Origin of the sequence: Shewanella zhuhaiensis, from assembly GCF_022484835.1 — a bacterium.
Classification (GTDB): Bacteria; Pseudomonadota; Gammaproteobacteria; order Enterobacterales; family Shewanellaceae; genus Shewanella; species Shewanella khirikhana.
The window spans coordinates 476,987-500,986 of record NZ_JAKUDL010000003.1 but is presented as its reverse complement, the minus strand read 5'-3'; the positions used below and the strand labels follow the sequence as shown (position 1 = coordinate 500,986).

The following is a 24,000-nucleotide window of genomic DNA, read 5'->3' as shown; positions in this document are numbered from 1 at the left end:
GCTGTTGCCTTTGCTGCTGTAACCGCAAAGACCGGACACCCAGCGTGAGCGAATGGGCAGCAATAAGTAACCTAAGTCCCCCCTTTAAAATGACCGCCACGGCGGTCTTTTTATTTGCACCAGTAAGAAATGACTCTCATCAGGTGTTTATTTACCGCTCCTCAGTCTCGCACTTATTTGCCTCAGCGCTTATTTGCCACGTCGATTAGTGACCACGCGGCTTACTTGCCATGTCGATTGGTCACCTCGTAGCCTGTATGCCGCGTTTTGGGATACGCATTCAGCTCTCTGCCGGCGCGTTTTCCAAAGTCTGGCGGGGTGTAAATCAACTCAGCACGGCCACTTACCTCTCGGGCCATTCTCCGAGGTTCAGGACACCTGTAACCAGAGGCGCCCTGAACGCTATTCCAGATGTTTTAAATGAGCTGATGTGCACCGCAGCCGATATCAACTGTGGTCAACAATATGAGTAATGTAAGGAGAGATACAAGGATACTAAACGAGAAAGGAAAGCGAGCAAAAGCAAGCTATCGCACTTGGGCTCTCAAAACGTCAGGCACTCAAAGCAGCAGGTCCCGCATCAACCAACAGTTTTCACCAACTTGGCCGCCTGCATAAAGCGCAGACACACGCGGTTCCTGCCCTCAGACTTCGCCAGATACAGCTGCTTATCGGCCATCACCAACATATCCTGCCAAGAAGTATCATCAAACTGTCTGTCATACCGCTCAAACAGAATGCCACCGATACTGATGGTGACGCAGCCAAATTGCCCTGCCGGATGAAGAATAGCCATGGAGCGGATCCGCACCAACATCCGCTCGGCCAGACGTTCAATTTGGGTAACATTATCACCATGAACAACCACACAAAATTCTTCACCGCCAAAACGGGTAACCAGTTCACCGCGGCGGCGACATTCAATCAGCAGCGCCTGAGCGATCGCGAGCAGTGCTTTATCGCCGGCACTGTGGCCCTGGGTGTCGTTGAACTTTTTAAATTCATCCACATCAACCATTAAAAAGCCCAACGCCCCCTTACCTTCCCGCCACTCCTTATGAGCCCGTTCGGCAAATGCTTCAAGCCCACGGCGGTTGGCAATACCTGTGAGTGGATCTTTCAGTGACAAGGATTCAAGGTAGTTTTGGTGCCGCTCCAGCATTTCGGCAAGCTGGTTGAAAGACGATGTCAATCTGTCGAGCTCATCCAAAAAGAAGCGTTGATTTATCTTTATCATCCGCCCTCTGGTAGTCATCTTCATCAGCACCCGATTGATGTTGCCAAGGGGCGTTAACACCAGCAGCGAAATTGGCACAGTACCAATCAGCAGTACCACCATAAAGGTAATGAATATCAGCCCAGACTCACGGGAAATAAAGGACGGTAGCTCGCCCTTTTGATGCCTGACGGTAAGTACCAACGCGGGAGACTGGAACACATCTTCCAAAAGCCACTGATGAGTTTGCAGCACATCCTGGATAGTGATTAGACCTTGCAGGGTAGGCAAACTGCCGTGAAGCCTGGGGTTCGCCAGTGCCATGCTGGATTCTACCAGCGTAAGCTGCTTAAGCTTCTCGGTCAGAGCCACATCCACTATGCGTACCACCATAAAGCTGCCGACAATCTTGCCCACGCCCTTACTTGGCAACACTGTACTGTTACTGAAAAACATCACCTTGGCGCCGTGCCTCAGGATCCCTGAACGACTGCTTGGTCTGTCGTTGGCAAGCTCATCCTCCCCCGGCAGCACCCGGCCAAACCAAATGGGTTGATTCTGAATGTCCTCCGGCAGCAGTCCGGGCTGAGATTGATAGGCCCAGATCAGTTTGCCTTTGGTATCAAACAGGAAGGCGCCGTCCATATCAGCGGCTACAAAGGCCTCGTCATACAGATTGGATTCGACAAACTCATCGGTAGGACTCTTGGCAAATTCTACCATTTCGTCCCACACGGCATAATCGAAACTGAAGGTGGTCAGTGGCTGACGAAAGAAATCCATCCCAGCCTGCAAGGCGCGAACTTCCATTACTTGCTGATCTTTTAGTTCATGCAACAGACTTGGCCGCAGAAACAGGCCATAGAGCAGAAAGGAAGTCACAAACGCTATTAGGGTGAGTCCACCGCCAAGCAGCAAGGTAAAGTGATTTAGCCTCATAGTCCCAGCCCCAGCCATTCATACTTTAAGCTTAGCCAGCGACACAGAATTTGCTGAAAAAATAAAAGCCGCTCAATGGCGGCTTTTATATGACTTTTCAAGATCTAGGCGATATTGAATCGCTACACAATCCTGAACTGACTCACGGCGTTTTTGAGGTACTCCGCCCGCTCACGCACATCGTCCGATGCCTTGGCATTGGCCAGCGCGGCATGGGAAGACTCATCGGCGATGTCACGGATGATCACCACGTTCTTGTTCACCTCGGCGGCCACCGAGCTTTGCTCTTCAATGGCAGCGGCAATCTGGGTGCTCATGTCCATAATGTTGGTGACATCGGCATTGATCTGCGCCAGCAAGGTACCGGCACTGGCCGCTTGCTCGGCACTTTCACCGCCTTGACGCTGACTGGCTTCCATCAGTTGCACAATGGAGCGGGTACGGCTTTGCAGGGTTTGAATAATGCCGGCAATCTCTTCGGTGGACTCCTGGGTACGCATGGCCAGAGAGCGAACCTCGTCGGCCACCACCGCAAAACCCCGCCCCTGCTCACCGGCACGGGCCGCTTCGATAGCGGCGTTCAGCGCCAGCAGGTTGGTTTGCTCGGCAATACCACGAATAACATCCAACACACTGCCGATGGTGCCGCTGTCGCGCTCAAGTTCAGAAACCACAGTGGCAGAGCTGTTGAGCTGCTGTGCCAGCGACTGGATTTTTTCGATGGTCTGCTCCACGCCCAACTGACCATTCTGGGCATTGGTGTGGGTTTGATTGGCGCGCTCGGCGGCAAGTTCGGTGTTCTTGGCAATCTCATCGATGGTGGCGCCCATTTCAGTAATGGCGGTGGCGACCATATCGGTTTCGTTAAGTTGGCGCATCACGCCATCAGAGGTGCGGGTGGCGTTTTCAGACAGCTCGCTGCACGACTCGTGCATCACAGCAACGGCTTCATTCACTTGTTGGATCAGTGCCTGGAAACTTTCCACCATCTGATTAAAGTGCAAGCCAACTTCAGCAATCTCATCTTCACTGGTGGTATCGCATCTGAGGGTCAAATCCTTTTCACGTCCCACCTGGGAAATCACCTGGTTAATATTGTTGATGGGGCGAATAATGGCGCGAATGATCATCAGGGTCACAATGGCCACCAGCGCGGCAATCACCGCAAACAGGGTGGTGGCCATAAAGACACTGTCTGACTCTTCGTCGTGGATCTCGGCCAGTGCCAGCTCACGCAGCTCGAGTGTCATCAGGTCGATTTCACCCACCACTTTGCGCAGTTCACCGAGCTTGCCTTCCTCTTTAGCCAAGCCAAACTCTTTCTCTTTATTCACCAAGGCTTCGAAGTTCTTTTTATAATCCGCCATCAACTGACGAACCTGCACTTTCACTGACTCGTCCAGATCGGCGTTGTCCAGCACTGAGTTGAAATTCCCCAGCGTCTTCTGAAACTTATCCATGTAGCTGGCGTCACGGCGAAGCATAAAGTCTTTTTCATTGCGACGCAGTTGCAGCATTTGCACCGCAATCTCGGCCTGATCGTATTGCTTAAGCAGGGTTTCGACGTTATGCACTGCATCGCGCAGTGCCCCGTACAGCCCGGCTTTTGGATTCAGGCCAATTTGCTGCTCAAGCACCACAACATCGGCAAACAAAGCCAGATACTGATTCACCAGCACTTCAAAGCGGTTAAGCGCCGTCGGGGGGATCTCATATTCGGCAAACACTTGCTGGATGTAGACCAGCTTGGTCAGCAAGGCATCAGCGTGCTTTTTATGGTCAGCCACGTACTCCATTTCTTTGCGGTCGAGAAAGTCTTTTTCATCCTTTCTCAGCTCCAGCATATCCCGTTCAAGCTCCACCACGGTTTGGGCGGCAAGGGCTAATTCCACCTGAGTTTTCCCCGAGTAGAGCTGAAGGCCAAACATGGCGACCAGTGCACCGATAGACAGGGCTGCACTGAGCATTAATTTTTGACGAATGAGCATGTTACTCTCCCCGGTTGCCCGCTCTTATTAACTGTAGACCCTAAGTTCGAAATTGGTATACGGACGCATCCCTGTCACAAAAATGTCACCAATATTTTCTGTTGCAATTTTGCAAATGAAAAGCAATTTTTACCATTAAATTATTCAATTACTGTAGATTTTACAGATACACACTAACCAGGCCAGCATTCACACCAGCACGGCAAAAGAGCACATTTACAGCGCCAAGCAATATTGCATACAATATTCCAAAATTCTTCTCTGCACGTTTTGCTTTACGTGCCCACACAGGTGCTGCCCATGAACGTTATCAACGCCCACCAGGTGCATCAGTCACTGACTTTTGATGCCCTGATTGCTGCCCTGCGGCAACAATTTGCCCGCCCGTCTTCCATTCCACAGCGGCAGGTTTACCCGCTGGCCGCCGACAGCCACGACGCCTTTGCGGTTCTGCCAGCCTGGGACGACGACAGCATAGGCGTGAAAGCCTTTACTTACCTTCCTGATAATCCTGCCAAAAATCCTGGGTTTCAGAGCCTTTACTCGCAAATTCTATTGTTCGATCGTCAAACCGGTGCTCCGCAGGCATTGGTGGATGGCACCAGTGTTACCTACTGGCGCACCGCGGCGGTTTCAGCGCTGGCGGCCGATTACCTGGCTCGAAAGGACAGCTCCCGGCTGCTGGTGATGGGCACGGGGAATCTGGCGCCTTTCATGGCCCTGGCGCATGCCAGTGTCAGACCCATCCGTGAGATCAGAGTGTGGGGGCGAAACTCTGCCAAATGCGAGCAGGTGTGCCGGCAAATTCAGGTGGCAAGGCCAGATATGACAGTGACCATCAGCCAGACCCTTGAACAGGATGTACCCTGGGCCGATATCATCAGCTGTGCCACCGGCAGCCCGGAGCCGCTTTTCAGCGGCGCCTTGGTCACGCCAGGTACCCATACCGACTTTGTCGGCAATCACCATAAAAACTGTAGGGAATGTGATACAGAACTGGTGATAAATGCTCAGGTTTTCGTCGATTCACGCCTGAATGTATTTAACGAAGCTGGAGAACTGCTGCTGCCGGTAGCCGAAGGGCGTTTTGCCCTGTCTTCGGTCAGGGCCGAACTTTCACAGCTTTGCAGCGGCGAAGTTGGTGGCAGACAATCGGATGACGACATCACCCTGTTTAAAAGTGTGGGCTCCGCCCTTGCCGATTTGGCCGGAGCAAGGCTTGTATATCAGCGTCTTAACCAAACCAATCGCGAGCCGATATAAGCGTTTTCACATCCGTTTGACTGCAATTAACCGTCGGGATGTAAAAAAATTGGCATCCCGACTAAACCTTTCTATCTTGGGCATCTGTCTTAAATAGCAAACAAAGACCGATGGAACCCAAGGTGCTCCCCATCTCCAAGCAAGCCAGTACACAGCAAGCAGACGTCAGCGACAGCCATTTGGCCCAGCTGGCCGCTGACGGCGATAAGCTCGCCTTTGAACAGCTGTATCAACGGCATCATAAACGGATTTATGCCCTGGCACTGCGCCTTGGCGGCGAGCCCAGCCTTGCCGATGAAATTCTGCAGGAAAGTTTTGTACGCCTGTGGCACAAGCTGCCGCAGTTTCGCGGTGAGAGCCAGTTTGGCACCTGGTTTTATTCGCTGGCGCTCAATCAGGCGCTGAATACCCTCAAGCAGCACCGCAACTTTTGGGCACGTTTCATCCCCGACTGGCAGTTACAGGACGCGCCGCAGTCATCGTCGCAGGACGATAATCTTCTGCTCGACCGTTTAATTCTGCGACTGCCGGAGCGGGCGCGACTGGTATTCGTACTCTTTGCCGTTGAAGGCTTCTCCCACGAGGAAGTGGCCAAAGTGCTTGGTATTTCAGCTGGCACCAGCAAAGCCCACTACCACAGAGCGCGGGAACTGATGAAGGAGATGCTGTCATGACCAATGCAGCCGACAAACGCCTCGACCAACTGATTGCCAATGCCCCCAGGGAGCTGACGCCGACCGCGGCTAACTGGGATGCAATTGCCGCAAGACTCGACCGCCCGCAGCCAACGCGGGCCGAAGAAGACCGGAAACAAGCACGGCCCACAAGGCTACCCTGGTATGTGCCCACCGCGGTGGCTGCAACGCTGCTGCTGGCCCTGACACCGCTGATGCCGCTGATGCCGCTGACGCCCAATGGCAATGCACCCGAAGTGGATACCAGCCTGCTGCCGCTGATTGAAAGCATAGAGCTTGCTCATCGCCAGGAAGTGGCTTCCCTTGCCGAGTCTTCCAACCACGGCTGGCAACGGGTGGGTTTTCAGGAACCGGTGGATGCCGGGCTTAAAGAGCTTCGGGAGGCCGCGCGGCTAATCCTTGGCTCGCTCAAAGCCAATCCGAATGACAAACAACTTTGGCAGCTCTGGCTCTGGGTCCAGCGCCGCGAAATTGAACTTCTCACCCAGGGACAAAGGTTGCCAGCCGGCGCCACACAAGGAGACACCCTATGAAGACACTGCATTCACTGTCGCTGCTGTGCCTGCTCGCAAGCCCATTATTTGCCGCCGAAAAAGTGGACCAAAGCCTGGACCTTGGTGCCCAGTCGGTGCTGGAAATCCGGGTTCAACGCGGCAACGTTGAATTAAGCCCCTGGGATCAGAACAAAATTCAGGTGCAGGGCACCCTGGACGAACTCAGTAAAGGTCTGATTTTTGAAAGCCAGGACGGCCGTATTCTGCTGGAAGACAAGATGCCCAAAAGCTATCAGGGTAAAAACAATCAGGGCTCAAATCTGGTCATTAAGGTGCCAAGCGCATTGACCTTGAAAGCCGAAGGCGTGTCAGCCGACTATCAGGTTAATGGCCTCAATGGCGAGCTGGATCTTGGTACTGTATCCGGCGACATCAAGGCAGGCGCACTTGGCGGCAGAGTCAACTTCAACACGGTTTCCGGTGAAATTGACGCCACAGGACTGAGCGGCAAAGTGAGCATGGAAACCGTCTCCGGCGCCATCAAGGACAAGGACTCCAGCAGCCCGGATGCCAGCTACAAGTCCGTGAGCGGTGATATCAAGCTCGATACTGAAGCTCAGGTGGTGCATATCGAACAGGTATCGGGCGATACTGAAGCCAGGCTCGCCAATGCCCGCGCGCTGCAGTACAACGCCGTCAGTGGCGATGCAGAGCTCGCACTCAAAGGTGATGTGAAGGTATCGGGGGAGTCCGTCAGCGGCGATATCCTGATTAAGCTGCTCACTAATGCCGACGCTCGCGTCGCCATCAATGGTGGCCCGGGAGGCAAAATTAGCAACGGCATTTCCAGCGAAGCACCCAAGAAGTCTAAGTATGGTGCTGGCAGCAGCCTGAACATGCAGCTTGGCAACGGCAAGGGAGTGATTGAACTCTCGACCCTGAGTGGCACCCTGTCGCTGGAATGAGCCAGACACTCGGAGAAAAACAACAAAGGCCTTCATTGAAGGCCTTTTTTATACTTTTGCATCAAGTGGCGCACGTGAACAGCGGCGCCGTTAACCGCAGGCTGGAGGCGAGTTCGCTGCGCTACTTCACAAGCGATTTCACACGCTAGTTAACAGAGGCTATTTCGGCCTCGGTCAGGTAACGCCACTCTCCAGGCTCAAGCGCCGGGTCAAGCTCGATGGCTCCTACCGCCTCGCGGTGCAGGCCAACCACCTTGTTTCCCACCGCAGCAAACATCCGCTTTACCTGATGGTACTTGCCTTCGGTAATGCCGAGCAGAGCTTCGGTGTCCGCCAGGATCTCAAGCACTGCAGGCTTGGTCAGCCCCTCTTCACCATTGAGTTGCAGCCCGCCGGCAAAGGTATCAATCAAATCCGGAGTAAGCGGGTCAGCCAGTTGTACCCGATAGCGCTTGGCGCAATCGCGCTTTGGGGAGGTGATCTTGTGCGACCACTGACCATCGTCAGTAATAAGCACAAGCCCGGTGGTATCGGCATCGAGACGCCCGGCAATGTGCAGTTTGTCGGCACGGGCAATATCGAGCAGCGAAATCACCGACGGATAGTATTCATCCTGGGTGGAACAAATGGTGTCCACCGGCTTGTTCAGCATCAGATAGCGAATGCCCACCAGCTCAAGGTGTTCACCTTCAAGACAGACGCGCGCGCCCTCCGGCACTTTAAAGGCCGGATTCGTCACCACCTCACCGTTGCAGGTAACATCGCCGCCGCTAATGGCCTTTTTTGCCATACCACGGCTAAGGTCGGTGGTTTCCGCCAGAAATTTATCCAGTCTCACAATCATCTATCCCACAGTGAATTTGCGCCGCCATTATGCCGCGGCGACACTAAAAGGCAATGTCGACAGTTTTGCTTACAACCCTTAACAAACTATTGTTGCCCCGCCCTTGTTTACATTCCTGCAAAAGCCTTAACATATCGGCCGGACACAAGCACAGTAACCGCCTGTTAACCGGACGAAATACTTAAAAAGGTATCGAACGGAGGCGAAACAACCAAGGAAAAGCAATGAGAAAAGTACTCATCGGGGGATTGTGTGCCTCGCTCATCATGGGTCTGGCCGCGTGCAATCAAGAAAAAGCTGCAGAAACCAAAGCGCCTGAAGTCGCCAAAACCGCAGCCGCAGAAGCCGTAGCCAAAGCCCTGGGCTCAGGTATTGATTTTGCCAATTTCGACAAGAGCGTCCGCCCACAGGATGACTTCTACGACTATGTGAACGGCACCTGGAACAAGAACACCGAGATCCCGGGCGATCGCACCAGCACCGGCGCCTTCTACGATTTGCGTGAAAAGTCACGTGACGACGTAAAAGCCATCATCGACGAAGTAGCTGCAACCCCGAACCTGAAAGAAGGCACAGACGAGCAGAAAGTTGCCGATCTGTACCGTTCCTTCATGGATGTGGAAACCCTCAACAAGCTGGGCATCACCCCTATTCAGCCAGAGCTGGATGCCATCAAGGGCATTGCCAACACTGACGATCTGGTGAAATTTTTCGCCCACAGCCAAATCGTTGGCGGCGGCACTCCAATGGCATTTTACATTGGTGTGGATGCCAAAGACTCCAGCCGCTATGCCACTCACATCTGGCAATACGGCCTGAGCCTGCCTGAGAAAGATTACTACTTCAACGAAGACGAGCGCTTCGTGAAAATTCGTGACGCCTTCAAGGCTCACATCGAAAAAATGTACGAACTGGCTGGCCTGAGCGGCGGTAAAGAAGCTGCTGAGACCGTACTTAAGCTGGAAACTGCCATCGCCAACGCCCACTGGAACGTGGTTGACGTTCGCGACAGCACCAAGACCTACAACAAGTACCTGGTTGCCGACCTGCCAAAGCTGGCGCCGGACATCAACTGGGGCCTGTATCTGGCGGCTCTGGGTGCCGACAAGCAAACCGACATCATCATCAACCAGCCAAGCTTTGTTGAAGGCCTGAACGCCCTGGTGAAGAGTGAGTCGCTGGACAGCTGGAAGACTTACCTGCAGTGGCAAACCCTGACCCACGCCGCCGGTTACCTCACCGAAGCGCTGGACAAAGAAAACTTTGAGTTCTTCTCCAAGACCCTGAACGGCCAGGCCGAGCAGCAACCACGCTGGAAGCGCGGTGTTGCCTCAGTAAACGGCATGCTCGGCGAAGTGGTAGGTAAAGTGTACGTGAAGCGTCACTTCGCACCAGAAGCCAAAGCCCGTATGCAGGAACTGGTTGAAAACCTGCGCGGTGCCTACGGTAAGAGCATTGAAGAGCTGTCCTGGATGAGCGCCGACACCAAGGTAGCCGCCAAAGACAAGCTGGCCAAGTTCAATCCAAAAATTGGCTACCCCAACAAGTGGGAAGACTACAGCAAGCTGACCATCAAGGCCGATGACCTGATTGGCAACGCCAAGCGCGCGTCTGCTCAGGAGCATGAAAAAGAGCTGGCCAAGCTGGGTGCCCCAATCGATCGCGACGAGTGGCACATGACCCCACAAACCGTGAACGCCTACTACAACCCAACCATGAACGAAATCGTGTTCCCTGCCGCTATTTTGCAGCCACCTTTCTTCAACATGGAAGCCGATGATGCTGTGAACTACGGTGGTATCGGTGCGGTTATCGGCCACGAAATGGGCCACGGCTTCGACGATCAGGGTGCCAAGTTCGACGGCGAAGGTAACCTGCGTGACTGGTGGACCGAGCAGGATCTGCAGGAGTTTGCTGCCCGTGGTAAGGCCCTGGTTGAGCAGTACAACGGCTATCAGGTGTTTGACGACCTGCACGTGAACGGCGAGCTGACCCTCGGCGAAAACATCGGTGACCTGTCTGGCGTGACCATCGCCTACAAGGCCTACAAGATGTCACTCAACGGCAAAGAAGCGCCGGTTATCGACGGTCTGACCGGCGACGAGCGCTTCTTCATCGGCTTTGCCCAAATCTGGCGCGCCAAGATGAAAGAAGAAGCATTGCGTAACCGCGTGGCCACCGACCCGCACTCACCGGCCAAGTTCCGCGCCCTGGGCGCGCTGTCGAACATGCCTGAGTTCTACAGCACCTTCGATGTGAAAGAAGGCGACGCCATGTATCTGGCCCCTGAAAAGCGCGTGAAAATCTGGTAATCCAGACGCGCCCACAAGGGTAAAAATCAGTAAAAACTGATACAAATCAAGGGTGCCTCAGGGCGCCCTTTTTTTTATATCAGGCCATGGTTATACTCGGCTAATTCCAAGGAGTAATCACCATGCACGAACTCATCGAACAACTACAAGAAATGAGTGAACAGGTTCCGGTACCGCTGGAACTGCCTTCATTTGATCAATTGATTGACGTGGAAGAAGAGATACTGATCCCACTGCCATCTGAGCTAAAAGAATACCTGCTGCATGCCAGTGACGTGATTGTGGGCAGTCTGGAGCCAGTCACAGCCGCCGACCGTCAAAGCCACACCTTCTTACCGGAAGTGGCTGCTTATGCCTGGTCCATCGGCCTGCCCCGCGCCATGATACCTATCTGCCAGAACGGCGATAACTTTTACTGTATCGATCAGGAAGGTCAGGTACACTACTGGGCCTTTGGCGACTTCACCGAAGACCAGTGGGACTCCTTCTGGGAATGGGCCGAAGACGTCTGGATGAACAGTTAATTACGGAAACCATCATGGCAAAAGAGATTGGCCTCAACGGCATTGAAATGCAGTACCTGAGGCTGTCACTGGGCCTGAGCCCTGCGCAGGCGGGCACAGTCACCGGCCACAGTGAAGATGAGGTGATTGCCTGGGAAGCAGGCAGCACTGAAGCGCCCGGTCTGGCACAGAAAAAACTGCTGGATATCGACGAAGTGATTGAGATGCAGGTGCTGAACACCTCAGACGGCATCGAAGCCATGTTCAAAAAAGAGCCCAAGCGCCGCCTGGCCTTTGTGGTTTACCCCACGCAAGCCCTGTACGCCCAGTACAACCCGGAGTTTTTAAGCTCGCTGCCCCTGGCAGAGCTGTACAACACCTCCGCCTGGCGCATCAAAAAAGAGTGCCAACTGATGCTGGAAGTCGAAGTGACCCTGGTGCCTCTGGATGTGGAGAGCTACAAAGCCTTCCGCGAGCAAAATAGCCTCGGTGAAAGCCGTGAAAGCCGCGCCAAGTGGGCCGCAGCCCAGCTGAAATAAGCCTCAGGCATTATTACTGTACATAGCAATTGCAATACATAAAAAACGGCATCCCCTGGATGCCGTTTTTGTTGCTGATGCGGTTATCAGAAGTTCATGGTCACCTTGGTGTACACGTAACGGCCCAATGGGTTGTGAATTGACATCACATAACCATAAAGGTCTGAGTCACCATCGCCGATAGCAAATGGCGGCTCTTCATCCAGCACGTTGTTTACGCCCACTGTCCACTTGAAAGTTTCGCTGAAACGATAAGATGCTGACATATCGACCAATATCTGTGAGTCCACAGTACGGGACTGGTTCCGGTCGAAGTCCAGATCGCCATCGAAATCAATATCCGGTGTATCTTCAAATTCGCCAATATAGGTGAGGTTGAGGTTAGCGGCAAAGTTATCCAATCTCCAGTTGGTAGTTGCCAACCAACGATACTGTGGGTAACGGTATTCACCGGTCCATTCGCGACCATCTTTCTCGAATTTGTGCAGATAACTCATCTCCAGACCAAATTTCAGGTCACCATAGCTGTCCATCTCCATAGTGTAATGGCTCGACAGATCCATACCCTGCGCTTCCTGAGCGCTCAGGTTGATAAAGCTTGAGTGAATGACATCGATGGGGCCCAGTGACTGACCAGGCTGTGGCGCCAGACGTTCACAGATGGTACTGCTTTGATCATTACAATTGGCATTGTAGATTTCGCCCAACGGCTGCTTATCAATCTTGTTATCCTGAGTAATGCTGAAGATATCAAAACCAATATCAAACGCTTGGGATGGTGCCCAAATCAGACCCACGTTCCAGGTTTCAGACTCTTCTGGTCCCAGCTCTGAGTTGCCAGCAAACTCGGTGTTGTAATCGAGGGCTGTACAATCCACACCGTCTGCTGCGCAGCGATAATTATCGATAAAGAAGCTGCTTTCTTCTGAAGGACCCAAGCCAATCTGCGCCAGAGATGGCGCACGGAAGCCGGTAGCCCAAGAGCCACGGGCTGTCAGCTCGTCAGTAATCCCCCACTGAAACGCTACCTTAGGATTGGTAGTGGAACCAAAGTCACTGTAGTGGTCATAGCGGCCAGCTAATTGCAGTTCGAAGTTATCAGCCAGTGGCAGTGAAAACTCCACATAGGCAGCCCACTGATCACGATTAGCAGAGGCAGACACTGACTCGGTACCAAAAATCAAACCACGCTGGAACTGCTCATCAGGCACGTCACTGACATCCTCTTCACGGTATTCCACACCCGCAGCCATCATCACATCACGGTCGCCCAGAGTGAACGCCTGACCAGTCACGCTGGCATCATAGGCTGTCATATGAGACACCCCCTGACGCACCAGACTGGTGGTAATGGCATCAATCACCTCCGGTGAGTTAACCGCCGCACCGAAGGGATTGTAGCGACCGGCATCGATTTCACGCTGCAGATAATCCACCCGCACCCAGCCCTGAGAGCGGTCACCGGATTGGGTCGACTCGCTGCGACCTTTTTGAGCTGTTACTTCCCAATCCCACTCTTTAATTGTACCGCGCAGACCAGCCACCAAGCGCATACTGTCAGATTCAATATCCCAGCGCCGCGCTCCGGCATCTACCGGGCGGTAACGGCCAATTTGAATGTCTTTACCCCAAGGATTGTTTGGATGCGACCCGGGTACGGTAAGGCCTGCAGACTCATCCAGTGGTGTGGCAGCACCACCGGCTTCAGAGGTGTTGTGCTGCACCGCAAATTCGAGGAAGGCAGTCAAATCATCATTAAGGAAGTATTCGAACTGACCAATGGCGCCCACGCGCTCAGCACCGGGAATTGTCAGGTTATACGGACCATAGTCAAACAGACAGCTGCCGCCGGACGTTGCGTTTTCAGGAGGGCAATCGGGGTCGATGGTTTTCACGCCATCTACATAGAAATAGCCAGGATAACCGCGGGATGAACGGAAATCTTCACCGCCGTAGGGTTCCTGATTCGCCGTACCAAAGCGGCCCATTTCATCGGCGCTCAGGGTGCCATTTTTGAAGTAATCGAGGATGATGGATGCGTTACCCTTCTCGCCCTTGGTTCCCCACACCAGACTGGCAGTTTGCTCATCGTAGTTTGGGCCAGTAGCTGTGCCGTAGCCCAGATTAACTTCGATTCCTTCGATGTCTTTTTTCAGCACAATGTTGACTACACCGGCAATGGCATCAGAGCCATAAATGGCTGAAGCGCCATCCTTCAGAATATCAATGCGCTCAATGGCCGATACGGGAATGTTGTTGATATCAACAAAGGAGTTGCTTACGCCTTCAGCAAAGGAGCTGATGGCCACGCGGCGACCATTAATAAGCACCAGAGTTGCGTCAGGTCCCATTCCGCGAAGGCTGATAGAAGCTGCACCATTGGCGGTAGAGTCCTGGCTGTTGCCACGGGTTGAGAAGGCACCGGCTCCGTTGGCGGGGATCTTTTCAAGCAATTGCTGCAGGTTATCAAACCCCATATTGGCAATATCGTCTTTGCCGATGGATTGAATGGGTGAGGGCCCTTCAAGGTCGGTACGTTTGATGCGCGAACCTGTCACTTCGATACGTTCAACTTTTGCGCCATCTTCCGCTGATGCAATGGATGGCAACGCCAGAGCCACCGCCAGAGCGCAAGCGCTCGGGATCCATTTTTGAGCTTTCATAGTCATTCCCCAATTGTGTGGATTGTTGTTTTTTCCCACCGGCGACCGCACACTCCCATCGATGAGTAATTACTGATGTACGCTTCCAAGCTAATCAAATCATTAACAATGTCAACAACACAGAAACAATTGCGCACATTTTTCTGAAGGAAACTTATGTCTGTCGTAAAAAGGATGGAGTGGACACTACCCTGGCTCTTATGCACTTTCACACTGTGGTCTATCACAGGCCTGGTAGCGAAAGCAGATGACACCACGGAGGGGCAAAATCTTGCTCAGAAGACACTAACTCTGACAAAGGCAATCGATGAAGAGCTGGCGACAGACTTTCAAGGCGAGGTGCTGCTGCGCCAGCACGGCCGCCCGCTTTACCTAAGTCCACGGGCAACATCAGATGAGGCCTATGCGACCAAGGGCAATCTTTATGTGATTGGTTCCATGTCAAAAACCGTGTTTGCCGCTTTCTATCTGGCGCAGCATGAAGCGCAGTTAAATCAGCCGCTGGATCAGAATGCCCTGTCGGCGATATTGCGACGGCCTGCGCCACTGACACCCTTGATGCTACTCAGCCACACCTCGGAAATTAATCGAAATGGCAGTGGTTTACATGACAAGAAGCAGGGAGATAAGGCCGCATTTGTCTACAGCAATGCCAATTATCAGCTGCTGGCGAGATTGCTATTCCCTGCCCCTTCCAGCACAGAGCCCAGTGTCCAATCAAACATTCAGCAAGATCACAAGCCAGGGCTCCAAGTGGCGCTGAATGACTTTTTCATCAGCCAGCAATGGGATATCCAGGCACAAACCGGTGAACTCAGCCAGATAATGGCCCGTCAGCCCAGACTCAAGGCGGGCTTTCAAGAGCAGCTGACAGAAAATGGCCCCAGGTTTACCGCCACTGAACTCACTATTTCCGAGCCTGAACTTGCCTCTGGACTCCTGATTGCCTCCGTGGACGGCATGGCAGATTTTCAGGACCGGCTGTTTGGCGGCAAATTGCTAACGGCATCGGCATTGAATGCCATGGTCACACCATGGGCAGAACGGGAACATAGATGGGGGCCCATGAGCTATGGACTCGGGCTTCAAATCGTCGATACCCCTCTGGAGTACAGCCATAGCGGCTATGTACCCGGCTATATGAGCCTGATGCTCTATTACCCCGAGAGCGGCCTGCAACTGGTGATGCTGGACAATGTCTCGCGGGATCTTGCCGATATGGAGCGCGCCTTTGCCAGAATGGACAAACTCAGACTCTTGGTTCGTGAGTATGCCAATAGCCTTTGAAAGCCGAGTGGACAGTCGCACCCAGGGCCTGCCTTGGGTATAATTGCTGCATTCGGCATTTGCCGCCAAATCAGCTCCTCAATCTGGACAACTATGACCAACAACGATATTTTGCGCCGTCTGCGCTTCGCCCTGGATATTAACGATGCCGGGATGGTGCAATTGTTTGCCCTGGTGCATCAGCCCATCACCGAAGATGCGCTGCTGGCCATGCTGAAAAAAGACGATGAGCCGGGTTTTCGTCCCTGCACCGATAAAGAACTGTGCCAGTTCCTCGATGGGCTGATTATCAGCCGCCGTGGCCTGAAGCCCGGCAGTGACATTCCCAAGCCCACGCCGCTCGACAACAATCTGATTTTCAAAAAAATCCGTATTGCACTGGAGCTCAAAGAGGATGACATTCTCGCGCTGCTGACCAAGGCTGGGTTTGATTTATCCAAGTCGGAACTTGGCGCCATTTTCCGCAACCCAGACCACAAACACTATCGCCCCTGCGGCAATCAGCTGCTGCGCAATTTCCTCAAAGGATTGTCCAGGCATCATCGTGGCCGTTAACGCTACCCGCCAGGTCGATTAAACAGCCTTGAAAATACGCGTGTCGCCATACACGCGTATTTTTTAACGTTTTCGACACATAAGCACATGTGTTTAAAACGCTTATTTGTGAAAAAATCCGCAATTTACTTTCCCGCCAAAGCTACAAAGATCACATTTCGTGATAATCTTTACTGTTATTGACAGCCAACCGCTCATACCCAAAAAAGCAATCAAAAGGTAGCCCATGGACGATAACAAACGCCCGCTATATTTACCGTTCGCCGGTCCCGCCATTCTTGAGGCCCCGCTCATTAACAAAGGCAGTGCCTTTACCGAAGAAGAGCGGATATTTTTCAACCTCGAAGGCCTGTTACCTTACGCCATCGAAACCATCGAAGAGCAGGCATCCCGCGCTTACGATCAGTTCAAGAGTTTCAGTAACGACCTGGATAAGCACATTTATCTGCGCAATATCCAGGACACCAACGAAACCCTGTTCTATCGTCTGGTGCAAAACCACATCGCTGAGATGATGCCCATCATCTACACCCCAACTGTGGGGCTGGCCTGTGAGCGCTTCTCCAAGAACTACCGCCGCAACCGGGGTCTGTTTATCTCCTATCCCAACAAGGATCGGATTGACGACATCCTCAACAACTCCACCCGTCACAAGGTAAAAATTATCGTTGTAACTGACGGCGAGCGTATTTTGGGTCTGGGCGATCAGGGCATTGGCGGCATGGGGATCCCCATCGGAAAACTGTCACTCTATACCAGCTGTGGCGGCATCAGTCCGGCCTATACCCTGCCAATCACCCTGGATGTGGGTACCGACAATCCACACCTGCTGGAAGATCCCATGTACATGGGCTGGCGCCATCCGCGCATTGGCGGCGACGAGTACGCAGAATTTATCGAAGCCTTTATGGAAGCCGTGCATCGACGCTGGCCGGATGTGCTGATCCAGTTTGAAGACTTTGCCCAGAAAAATGCCATGCCACTGCTTGAGCGGTACAAAGACAAGTACTGCTGCTTCAACGACGACATTCAGGGCACTGCGGCCGTGACGGTCGGTTCCCTGCTCGCCGCCTGTAAAGCCGCCAATACTCAGCTCAGCGCCCAGCGAATTGCCTTCCTCGGTGCCGGCAGCGCAGGCTGTGGTATTGCCGAAGCCATAGTGGCGCAAATGGTGTCCGAAGGGATCAGCGACGAGCAGGCCCGCAGCCAGGTATTTATGGTCGACCGCTGGGGACTGTTACTGGACAACATGCCCAACCTGCTGCCATTCCAGCAAAAGCTGGCGCAGAAAGTTGATACAGTGAACCAATGGCAGGACTTCAGCGACAATATGTCGCTGCTCAATGTGGTCAACAACGCCAAGCCGACAGTGCTGATTGGGGTGTCCGGTGCGCCGGGTCTCTTTACCGAAGAAATAATCCGCGCCATGCACAGCCACTGTGAGCGCCCTATTGTGTTCCCGCTGTCCAACCCCACCAGCCGGGTTGAAGCCACTCCGAAGGATATTCTGCACTGGACCAACGGTCAGGCACTGGTGGCCACCGGCAGCCCGTTCGAGCCTGTGGTAGTAGATGATGTCACTTACGATATTGCCCAGTGCAACAACAGCTACATCTTCCCCGGCATTGGCCTTGGGGTGCTGGCCTGCGGCGCCAAGCGGGTATCCGATGAGATGCTGATGGCTTCAAGCCGTGCGCTGGCGGAATGCTCGCCGCTTGCCATCAATGGCACAGGCGCACTGCTGCCGCCACTGGAAGAAATCCACACAGTGAGCAAGCACATCGCCTTTGCCGTTGCCAAGGTGGCTATTGCCCAGGGCCATGCGCTGGATACCACAGACGAACTGCTGGAGCAGTCGATTGAGGCGAACTTCTGGTATCCGGAATACCGCCGCTACAAACGCACTTCATTCTGATTGCTGTCCACCATAAAAAACGCCCGGCCTAAGCCGGGCGTTTTATTCTTCCAAAGCGAACTTACAGCCCCATCACCTCACGCATGCTGTTTAACATGCTGCGATCGGTTCTGGCTTTCTTCAGCTTCTTAAGGCTTTCTTTCAACGACTCTTGTGCCATCCGGGCATACAGGCCACTGTATTCCTGCTCGGCGATAGCTTCGTCGGTGTCCTGACGCTCAACAATGTCCTGCGCCAGAATACTCAATTGGATCCATGCATTGGCAATGTAAAAGCCGTGAAAGCGGCTGCGCTCAAACAAGGCTTTGGCACTGGAGGGTAAGGCATCCCAGGCGTTTGTGAAGCGGCTGCTTTCATCGGCCAGCAGCTCATCGCACAGATTTCGGTAAGCCGCGATTAAAGGCTCAGGTAGACGCTCAAGAGCGACCACCCGCCCGGCCACACTGTCGGCCACAGCCTGGGCTTCTGCACGGTAAGTATCGGTTAACTCAAACATATTACGTCCTTAAAAACGGCCACTGATGTAAAGGCCAACATGATTATCTGCCACCACAGGCACTATGTTTACCCCTTCATAGGGTTCGGTAAAGTACCAACCCACCAGCACGCCAATAGCAGCACCGGCCAGCACATCTTCAATCTCATGCCGGTCACTCTCAATCCGGGTATAGCCCACATAGCTTGCCAACGCGTAGGCAGGTACCCCATATTCCCAGCCATATCGCTGATGAATAAAGGTGGCTGCCATAAAGGTGTCTGCGGTATGGCCCGATGGAAAGGCATCATCCCCTGAACCATCAGGGCGCTCTTTTTCCACCGCGTATTTAAGCCCCTCGGTAATAACCCGGCCAGCCACGGCAGCTTTGATAAGTTGCCACGAGCCTTCGTTGCCTTCTTCATAAAACAAAGTGGCGCCCAGCGCGGTTGCGGGTAGCAGGTAATGCAGTGCATCACCGGATGTTTCCAGGCTGTCCTTGGCCTGAGTGACAAAGGACAACAAACACAGGCTCAGCAGTATCCAGTGTTTCATTTGCTTCACTCGTTAAAAAACCGAGGCCGACTTATACACATTCCGCCGGACAAATGCAAAACGGTGCAAAAATCCAGCAGAATGAAACAGGTAAATTTGCTGAACCTATCAATAATTTGTTGGGAAACGCCACAACATACGGTTATGATTTATCCTAAATAAAGATAATAACAAACGACGCCAACTCTTCATGATCCGAGTGTTGCTCACTTCTGTGCTTTTGGCCGCAGCTCTGCTTGGCCCTACATCTCCTGCTTTGGCGGGAGATCTATCGCTGGAAGAAATCGATAATCTTATCAAAGAGATCGAGAGCGGCGACCTGGTAGAATTCGAAGTCATTCAAAGCAAAGTCAATCAAATCGCAGCCAATATCTCCCCCGATGATCTGCAGCGCAATCTGAAACTCAAGCGGCTCCAATGCTGGACATTTGACCTGAGTAAGGAAGGCGAGCTGGACAAAGCGATTGATTTTGCGAACGAACAACTGGCACTGCCGTCGGTGCAATCAGATATAGCAACCAATGCTGATCTTATTTTGTGCCGAGGCTGGACGCTGCAGCAAAAAGGTCTGGTCAACGAGGCGATGCATGACTTCAACAAGTCGGTGGCGCTGGCGTATCAGGCTGAAGAGCCACGGCTTATCGCCGACGCCCGCGGTGTGCGCGGCGCTCTCCTCTCTTATCAGGGCAACTTTGCCGACGCGCTGGAAGATCTCATCACAGCGCAGCACCTCTACGAAAACCTCAACCTGCAGTATTGGGCCCGTTTCAACCTGATGGAACTTGCCACCAGCTATCGTCGTTTTGGCGATCCGGCTACCGCGATTCGTTACTACGAAGAGCTGGAAGAGATGTATCGGGACTTGGCGGATGAATTCGGGGTCATCGGTGTTAAGGCCGAAATCGCCATGGCCTACGAGACCATGAACGATCAGGAGCAGGCACTGAAGATGTATCAGGAGGTGCTGCAAGCCTGGCAGGAGCGGAACGACTACATCAGTGTCGCCACTACCCGGGTGAACATGAGCGGCAGCCTGATAAAGCTCGCCAGACTCAAAGAAGCCAAAGCCAACCTCGAACTGGCATTCCCACTAATCAAGCCCGAGCACGTTGGTTTTTACGCTTACGAGCATCTGTTTATGGCGCAAATTCTGCTGGCGGAAGGCAAGGCCAACGAGGCGCTGCCGCTGCTTGAAATCGGCGAAGAAAGCTTTCAGCAAATTCAGAATAAACGCGGGCTTGCCGAGCTGTATCTCACCAAGAGCCAAGCCTATGTCGCGCTGGAAGAGTGGGCTAATGCCTTTTATGCGCTGGAAATTCAAAACGCCATTCATGCTGAGCTGGATAATCAGCTGCAGTCCCAGCGCACCACCGAAATGCGCACCCGTTTTGACACTGACCGTATTGAGAACCAAAACAAGCAACTGATTGAGTTTCAGAGGCTCAGAGAAAAAGAGATGACCATACTGCAGGAAAACAAGTTTCTGCAGCTGACCATTATCGTCATGGGTATCATCATTCTCAGCATAGTGTCAGTATTTGCCTTCAAGCAGGCCCAGCGTTCGCGGCTGATGGAGCGGCTGGCGCTGACCGACCATTTGACCCAACTGGCAAACCGTCGCCACACCTATCATGAGGGCGACGCTTTATTCCGCAGTGCCAAACAGGGGCAACCGCTGTCAGTTATCCTGTTCGATGCCGATCACTTCAAGAAAATCAACGACCACTTCGGTCACGATATTGGTGACAAGGTATTGATGGCCATGGCCAGCTGCTCTGGCAGCCAGATGCGTAGAGGAGATTTGGTTGGCCGGATTGGCGGTGAAGAGTTTTTGGCGCTGCTGCCCAATACCACGCTTGAGCAAGCGGTTGAAATTGCTGAGCGTCTTCGCAGCAATATAGAGCGCACTGACCTGTCCAAGGTGGCCGAAGGTCTGGGCATGAGTATCAGTGCCGGGGTGGCCGCTTTTGATGCGGAAAAAGACAAGAACTTCTCGGCGCTGCTCAACCGCGCCGATCACGCGCTATACCGCGCCAAGCACAACGGCCGCAATCGGGTAGAAAAGGACGCTTAAGGAAGGTACGAATAAGTCCCTCGCTTGCTCTGCGTCGGCTTAAAGTGGATAGATGCAAGGCACAGTTCGCAGCGAATGGCCCTAGTCCTTCGCACCTCTTTGATTTCAAAAGCAGGTAACGTCGCAGATACCGCTGTAAGCCACGCCCTGCGGGGCTTTGTTAGCTACACCATTGCGGCGTTATTCAACTTCAGCAGGACAGCGGAGGCGCCCAGCCATGCCTTCAGTTGAATGCCTTGAACTGTCGCTGCTATCAAAGCCAGAGCTGTGCTACTTGTTCGCATCTTCCTCACCCCTCTGGCGTCAGTCGCCAGAGAATATGACTGCGGTCAGACTCAGGCGGCAACCTGAACCAATACTCGTACAGCTCGGCAAATCCGCCCTCTTCCTGATAGGTCATCAAGGCTTGCTGCCAGCGCTCCACCATCTCCTTTGAGGTGCCCCGTGAAAACGCAAGATACAGCTCAATCCGCTCAAGCTCGGCCAGCGGGGTTAAGGCCTGCTCACTGGTACCGGCCTGCGTCAGCAACCGGTCCACGGTCAAATCAACCTGGCACCAGAAACGCACTCTGCCCGCCAGCAATTGGCGCAGTGACTGTAAGGGATAGCTTGAGACCTCAAAATTCTGCACCCCTGCCTGCTTTAAAATACGCTCGGCGGGTGAGCCACGGTAAACCCCGAGGCTGCCCAGTTTCGATGCCTCGGTTATATCCGTCGGCAAGGCTTCATCGGATGTGAGCTTGTAAAGCATGATTCGGGCGGTGGCGATGGGGCCGACAAAGTCGAACTGGCTGCGGCGACTGTCCCGTAGCGCAGTGGAAAACAACATCACATTTGGGGTGTGGGAGGCAATATTAAAGGCCCGCGCCCAAGGCAGCATCTCGATGTCGGCGCTAACCTCAACCTTTGGCTTTAACCGCTCAACCAGCTCAACCGAAAAGCCAGTCATCCGCGACTGCTCCATGTAACTTAAAGGCGGCAGCGGCTCGGTGAGTAGCCGCAGTTGCGGCGGTACAGGCGATACCTCATCGGCCAAAGCCGAGCCCGATGTCAGCAGCAATGGCAACATCAAAGCAAAGCAGGTGAGGCCAAATCGGCGCATGGCGAGTCCTTGCGGCAGCGAAGCGTCCAATATCTCGCCCACGGATGCAGAAGCGTTTGCCGACTTAAGCAACCAAGTGCGGATAAATCATAGTTACAGCATAGCGGTCATTGCCACACCACTCCAGCACTGGCCTGACGATGATGGTAAAAGCTGCTAAGATGTCGGGGTTTTCAGCCAGCCAGTCTAATCTCATGTCCGAATCCCTCCCTTGTGCCGCCGATCTTCGTGAGCTTGCCAGCCAGATAAAAACCTGGGGCAAGGCACTCGGCTTTGCTGAGCTTGGGATCACGGACACCGACTTATCGGCCGAAGAGCCCAAATTCCTCGACTGGCTCGCCAAGGGCTACCACGGCGAGATGGCTTACATGGAAACCCATGGATTGATGCGTGCCCGCCCGCAGGAGCTGCACCCCGGCACCATTCGGGTGATTGCTGCACGTATGGATTATCTGCCCGAAAACGCCGGTTTTGCCACCAACCTGCGCGACCCCAACCTTGGCTACATTTCCCGTTACGCCGGGGGCCGTGATTATCACAAACTGATCCGCAATCGACTGAAAAAGCTTGGTGAGCAAATCGATGCCTGGCTTGCCGAGCGAGGCTTTGCATCGTCAAACTTTCGCCCCTTTGTCGACTCGGCGCCAATTTTGGAGAGGCCGTTGGCGGAAAAAGCCGGCCTGGGCTGGACCGGTAAGCACTCGCTTATTCTTAATCATCAGGCTGGCAGCTGGTTCTTTTTGGGCGAGCTGCTGGTTAACCTGCCATTGCCCATCGACATTCCCATTGCCGAGGATTGCAATACCTGCGTTGCCTGCATCAAAAGCTGCCCGACCGACGCCATAGTCGCGCCCTATGTGGTGGATGGCAGACGCTGCATCTCCTACCTCACCATTGAGTTGCAGGGCGCCATTCCGGAAGAATTCCGCCCCTTGATGGGCAATCGCATTTACGGCTGCGATGACTGCCAGCTGGCCTGTCCGGTCAACAGTGGCTCACCGCTGTCAGCTGAAGCCGACTTTCAAACCCGCCAGCCACTCAAGCTGCCGTCGCTGCTAAGCTTATTCGCCTGGGATGAAGCTACCTTTTTGCGCGAGACCGAGGGCAGCGCCATCCGCCGCATTGGCCATAAAAGGTGGCTTAGAAACATTGCGGTAGCACTCGGGAATGCGCCGGCAAGCGAAGAAGTGCTGAGCGCCCTGAACGCACGGCTCATGGATAAAAACATGGATGAGATGGTAGCAGAGCACATTCACTGGGCCATTGCCCGTCAGCAAAGTGGCCTCACTACAGAGAGTCGTAAGACGGCGCGACTGGTGCGCGCCATCGAAAAAGGCATGCCCAGAGACGCCTAAGGCGTATCCAGGGTAAAACCGATTTTCACCGTTACCTGCCAATGGGCTATCACACCCGCTTCAAGGTGACCTCGGGTTTCTATCACTTCGAACCAACGCAGATGATGCAGTGACTGCGCCGCCGCAGCCACTGCATTACGTATGGCATCGTCGCTGCTGAGGGTAGAGGAACCTGTGACTTCAACTATCTTGTAGACATGATTCATGGCAAGCCTCCTGATGGCGAAGATCCAGCCTTGGGCTGCATCTTCGGTATTGTTC

General features: G+C 53.6%; 20 protein-coding genes. 12 read left to right on the top strand and 8 right to left on the bottom strand.

Features of this window, described 5'->3' with window-relative positions; genetic code table 11:
* Positions 1 to 580: 580 nt before the first annotated feature.
* Positions 581 to 2,155 (bottom strand): sensor domain-containing diguanylate cyclase, encoded by a 1,575-nt coding sequence (locus MJ923_RS11840; RefSeq protein ID WP_240591257.1) that lies wholly within the window; start codon positions 2,153 to 2,155, stop codon positions 581 to 583.
* A 122-nt stretch (positions 2,156 to 2,277) separates the two neighbouring features.
* Positions 2,278 to 4,143: a methyl-accepting chemotaxis protein gene (locus MJ923_RS11835; protein ID WP_240591256.1), complete on the bottom strand. Its 1,866-nt coding sequence runs from the start codon at positions 4,141 to 4,143 to the stop codon at positions 2,278 to 2,280.
* A 300-nt stretch (positions 4,144 to 4,443) separates the two neighbouring features.
* Here MJ923_RS11835 and lhpI point away from each other — a divergent pair, with 300 nt between their 5' ends.
* From lhpI to MJ923_RS11815, 4 genes are all read left to right on the top strand, one after another.
* Positions 4,444 to 5,406 (top strand): bifunctional Delta(1)-pyrroline-2-carboxylate/Delta(1)-piperideine-2-carboxylate reductase, encoded by a 963-nt coding sequence (lhpI, locus tag MJ923_RS11830; protein ID WP_240591255.1) that lies wholly within the window; start codon positions 4,444 to 4,446, stop codon positions 5,404 to 5,406.
* A gap of 110 nt (positions 5,407 to 5,516) precedes the next feature.
* The gene (locus MJ923_RS11825; RefSeq protein ID WP_240591254.1) at positions 5,517 to 6,080 is read left to right on the top strand and encodes an RNA polymerase sigma factor; all 564 of its coding nucleotides are present in this window, start codon (positions 5,517 to 5,519) and stop codon (positions 6,078 to 6,080) included.
* A complete protein-coding gene (locus tag MJ923_RS11820; RefSeq protein WP_240591253.1) occupies positions 6,077 to 6,634 on the top strand; it encodes a hypothetical protein in 558 nt (185 codons plus the stop codon). Before MJ923_RS11825 ends, MJ923_RS11820 begins: the two co-directional genes overlap by 4 nt.
* Positions 6,631 to 7,560 (top strand): DUF4097 family beta strand repeat-containing protein, encoded by a 930-nt coding sequence (locus MJ923_RS11815; protein ID WP_240591252.1) that lies wholly within the window; start codon positions 6,631 to 6,633, stop codon positions 7,558 to 7,560. Before MJ923_RS11820 ends, MJ923_RS11815 begins: the two co-directional genes overlap by 4 nt.
* A gap of 145 nt (positions 7,561 to 7,705) precedes the next feature.
* On the opposite strand, the gene rsuA is transcribed toward MJ923_RS11815, so the two are convergent.
* Positions 7,706 to 8,398: a 16S rRNA pseudouridine(516) synthase RsuA gene (gene rsuA, locus MJ923_RS11810; protein ID WP_420854448.1), complete on the bottom strand. Its 693-nt coding sequence runs from the start codon at positions 8,396 to 8,398 to the stop codon at positions 7,706 to 7,708.
* A gap of 230 nt (positions 8,399 to 8,628) precedes the next feature.
* On the opposite strand from rsuA, the gene MJ923_RS11805 reads away from it, so the two are divergent.
* The 3 genes from MJ923_RS11805 (at position 8,629) to MJ923_RS11795 (ending at position 11,758) form a co-directional block, all read left to right on the top strand.
* Positions 8,629 to 10,716, top strand: a complete 2,088-nt coding sequence (locus MJ923_RS11805) for a M13 family metallopeptidase (RefSeq protein WP_240591250.1) — start codon at positions 8,629 to 8,631, stop codon at positions 10,714 to 10,716.
* Between the two features lie 122 nt (positions 10,717 to 10,838).
* Positions 10,839 to 11,240, top strand: a complete 402-nt coding sequence (locus MJ923_RS11800; protein WP_126167825.1) for an SMI1/KNR4 family protein — start codon at positions 10,839 to 10,841, stop codon at positions 11,238 to 11,240.
* A 14-nt stretch (positions 11,241 to 11,254) separates the two neighbouring features.
* Positions 11,255 to 11,758 carry a DUF4447 family protein gene (locus MJ923_RS11795; RefSeq protein WP_240591249.1) on the top strand — a complete coding sequence of 168 codons (504 nt, stop codon included), beginning with the start codon at positions 11,255 to 11,257 and terminating at the stop codon, positions 11,756 to 11,758.
* A gap of 86 nt (positions 11,759 to 11,844) precedes the next feature.
* Here the strand turns inward: MJ923_RS11795 and MJ923_RS11790 are convergent, their stop codons facing one another.
* Positions 11,845 to 14,421: a TonB-dependent receptor gene (locus MJ923_RS11790; RefSeq protein ID WP_240591248.1), complete on the bottom strand. Its 2,577-nt coding sequence runs from the start codon at positions 14,419 to 14,421 to the stop codon at positions 11,845 to 11,847.
* Positions 14,422 to 14,577: 156 nt separating this feature from the next.
* Here MJ923_RS11790 and MJ923_RS11785 point away from each other — a divergent pair, with 156 nt between their 5' ends.
* The 3 genes from MJ923_RS11785 (at position 14,578) to MJ923_RS11775 (ending at position 18,178) form a co-directional block, all read left to right on the top strand.
* Positions 14,578 to 15,708, top strand: coding sequence for a serine hydrolase (locus MJ923_RS11785; RefSeq protein ID WP_240591247.1), 1,131 nt, complete (start codon positions 14,578 to 14,580; stop codon positions 15,706 to 15,708).
* A gap of 93 nt (positions 15,709 to 15,801) precedes the next feature.
* Positions 15,802 to 16,263, top strand: a complete 462-nt coding sequence (locus tag MJ923_RS11780; RefSeq protein ID WP_126167829.1) for a YehS family protein — start codon at positions 15,802 to 15,804, stop codon at positions 16,261 to 16,263.
* Positions 16,264 to 16,489: 226 nt separating this feature from the next.
* Complete coding sequence (locus MJ923_RS11775; RefSeq protein WP_240591246.1) at positions 16,490 to 18,178, top strand: NAD-dependent malic enzyme; 1,689 nt, start codon at positions 16,490 to 16,492, stop codon at positions 18,176 to 18,178.
* Between the two features lie 61 nt (positions 18,179 to 18,239).
* Here MJ923_RS11775 and MJ923_RS11770 read toward each other — a convergent pair whose 3' ends face one another.
* Both MJ923_RS11770 and MJ923_RS11765 read right to left on the bottom strand, forming a co-directional pair.
* Positions 18,240 to 18,674, bottom strand: a complete 435-nt coding sequence (locus MJ923_RS11770; protein WP_240591245.1) for a DUF3069 domain-containing protein — start codon at positions 18,672 to 18,674, stop codon at positions 18,240 to 18,242.
* 9 nt (positions 18,675 to 18,683) lie between these two features.
* Positions 18,684 to 19,208, bottom strand: coding sequence for a phosphatase PAP2 family protein (locus tag MJ923_RS11765; RefSeq protein WP_240591244.1), 525 nt, complete (start codon positions 19,206 to 19,208; stop codon positions 18,684 to 18,686).
* A 190-nt stretch (positions 19,209 to 19,398) separates the two neighbouring features.
* On the opposite strand from MJ923_RS11765, the gene MJ923_RS11760 reads away from it, so the two are divergent.
* On the top strand, positions 19,399 to 21,282 hold the full coding sequence (locus MJ923_RS11760; protein ID WP_240591243.1) for a tetratricopeptide repeat-containing diguanylate cyclase: 1,884 nt from the start codon (positions 19,399 to 19,401) through the stop codon (positions 21,280 to 21,282).
* A 289-nt stretch (positions 21,283 to 21,571) separates the two neighbouring features.
* Here MJ923_RS11760 and MJ923_RS11755 read toward each other — a convergent pair whose 3' ends face one another.
* Entirely contained in the window at positions 21,572 to 22,384 is an 813-nt protein-coding gene (locus MJ923_RS11755; protein ID WP_240591242.1) for a substrate-binding periplasmic protein, read from the bottom strand.
* A gap of 194 nt (positions 22,385 to 22,578) precedes the next feature.
* Between MJ923_RS11755 and queG the strand changes: the two genes are divergently transcribed.
* On the top strand, positions 22,579 to 23,739 hold the full coding sequence (queG, locus tag MJ923_RS11750; RefSeq protein ID WP_240591241.1) for a tRNA epoxyqueuosine(34) reductase QueG: 1,161 nt from the start codon (positions 22,579 to 22,581) through the stop codon (positions 23,737 to 23,739).
* On the opposite strand, the gene MJ923_RS11745 is transcribed toward queG, so the two are convergent.
* Complete coding sequence (locus MJ923_RS11745; RefSeq protein WP_126167836.1) at positions 23,736 to 23,945, bottom strand: dodecin; 210 nt, start codon at positions 23,943 to 23,945, stop codon at positions 23,736 to 23,738. The two genes, queG and MJ923_RS11745, sit on opposite strands and share 4 nt — an antisense overlap.
* Positions 23,946 to 24,000: the final 55 nt, after the last annotated feature.

Bases quoted from the DNA above. Each gene is read 5' to 3' on its own strand.
- MJ923_RS11840 (WP_240591257.1), bottom strand. From the start codon at position 2,155: ATGAGGCTAAATCACTTTACCTTGCTGCTTGGCGGTGGACTCACCCTA.
- MJ923_RS11835 (WP_240591256.1), bottom strand. From the start codon at position 4,143: ATGCTCATTCGTCAAAAATTAATGCTCAGTGCAGCCCTGTCTATCGGT.
- lhpI (WP_240591255.1), top strand. From the start codon at position 4,444: ATGAACGTTATCAACGCCCACCAGGTGCATCAGTCACTGACTTTTGAT.
- MJ923_RS11825 (WP_240591254.1), top strand. From the start codon at position 5,517: ATGGAACCCAAGGTGCTCCCCATCTCCAAGCAAGCCAGTACACAGCAA.
- MJ923_RS11820 (WP_240591253.1), top strand. From the start codon at position 6,077: ATGACCAATGCAGCCGACAAACGCCTCGACCAACTGATTGCCAATGCC.
- MJ923_RS11815 (WP_240591252.1), top strand. From the start codon at position 6,631: ATGAAGACACTGCATTCACTGTCGCTGCTGTGCCTGCTCGCAAGCCCA.
- MJ923_RS11805 (WP_240591250.1), top strand. From the start codon at position 8,629: ATGAGAAAAGTACTCATCGGGGGATTGTGTGCCTCGCTCATCATGGGT.
- MJ923_RS11800 (WP_126167825.1), top strand. From the start codon at position 10,839: ATGCACGAACTCATCGAACAACTACAAGAAATGAGTGAACAGGTTCCG.
- MJ923_RS11795 (WP_240591249.1), top strand. From the start codon at position 11,255: ATGGCAAAAGAGATTGGCCTCAACGGCATTGAAATGCAGTACCTGAGG.
- MJ923_RS11790 (WP_240591248.1), bottom strand. From the start codon at position 14,421: ATGAAAGCTCAAAAATGGATCCCGAGCGCTTGCGCTCTGGCGGTGGCT.
- MJ923_RS11785 (WP_240591247.1), top strand. From the start codon at position 14,578: ATGTCTGTCGTAAAAAGGATGGAGTGGACACTACCCTGGCTCTTATGC.
- MJ923_RS11780 (WP_126167829.1), top strand. From the start codon at position 15,802: ATGACCAACAACGATATTTTGCGCCGTCTGCGCTTCGCCCTGGATATT.
- MJ923_RS11775 (WP_240591246.1), top strand. From the start codon at position 16,490: ATGGACGATAACAAACGCCCGCTATATTTACCGTTCGCCGGTCCCGCC.
- MJ923_RS11770 (WP_240591245.1), bottom strand. From the start codon at position 18,674: ATGTTTGAGTTAACCGATACTTACCGTGCAGAAGCCCAGGCTGTGGCC.
- MJ923_RS11765 (WP_240591244.1), bottom strand. From the start codon at position 19,208: ATGAAACACTGGATACTGCTGAGCCTGTGTTTGTTGTCCTTTGTCACT.
- MJ923_RS11760 (WP_240591243.1), top strand. From the start codon at position 19,399: ATGATCCGAGTGTTGCTCACTTCTGTGCTTTTGGCCGCAGCTCTGCTT.
- MJ923_RS11755 (WP_240591242.1), bottom strand. From the start codon at position 22,384: ATGCGCCGATTTGGCCTCACCTGCTTTGCTTTGATGTTGCCATTGCTG.
- queG (WP_240591241.1), top strand. From the start codon at position 22,579: ATGTCCGAATCCCTCCCTTGTGCCGCCGATCTTCGTGAGCTTGCCAGC.
- MJ923_RS11745 (WP_126167836.1), bottom strand. From the start codon at position 23,945: ATGAATCATGTCTACAAGATAGTTGAAGTCACAGGTTCCTCTACCCTC.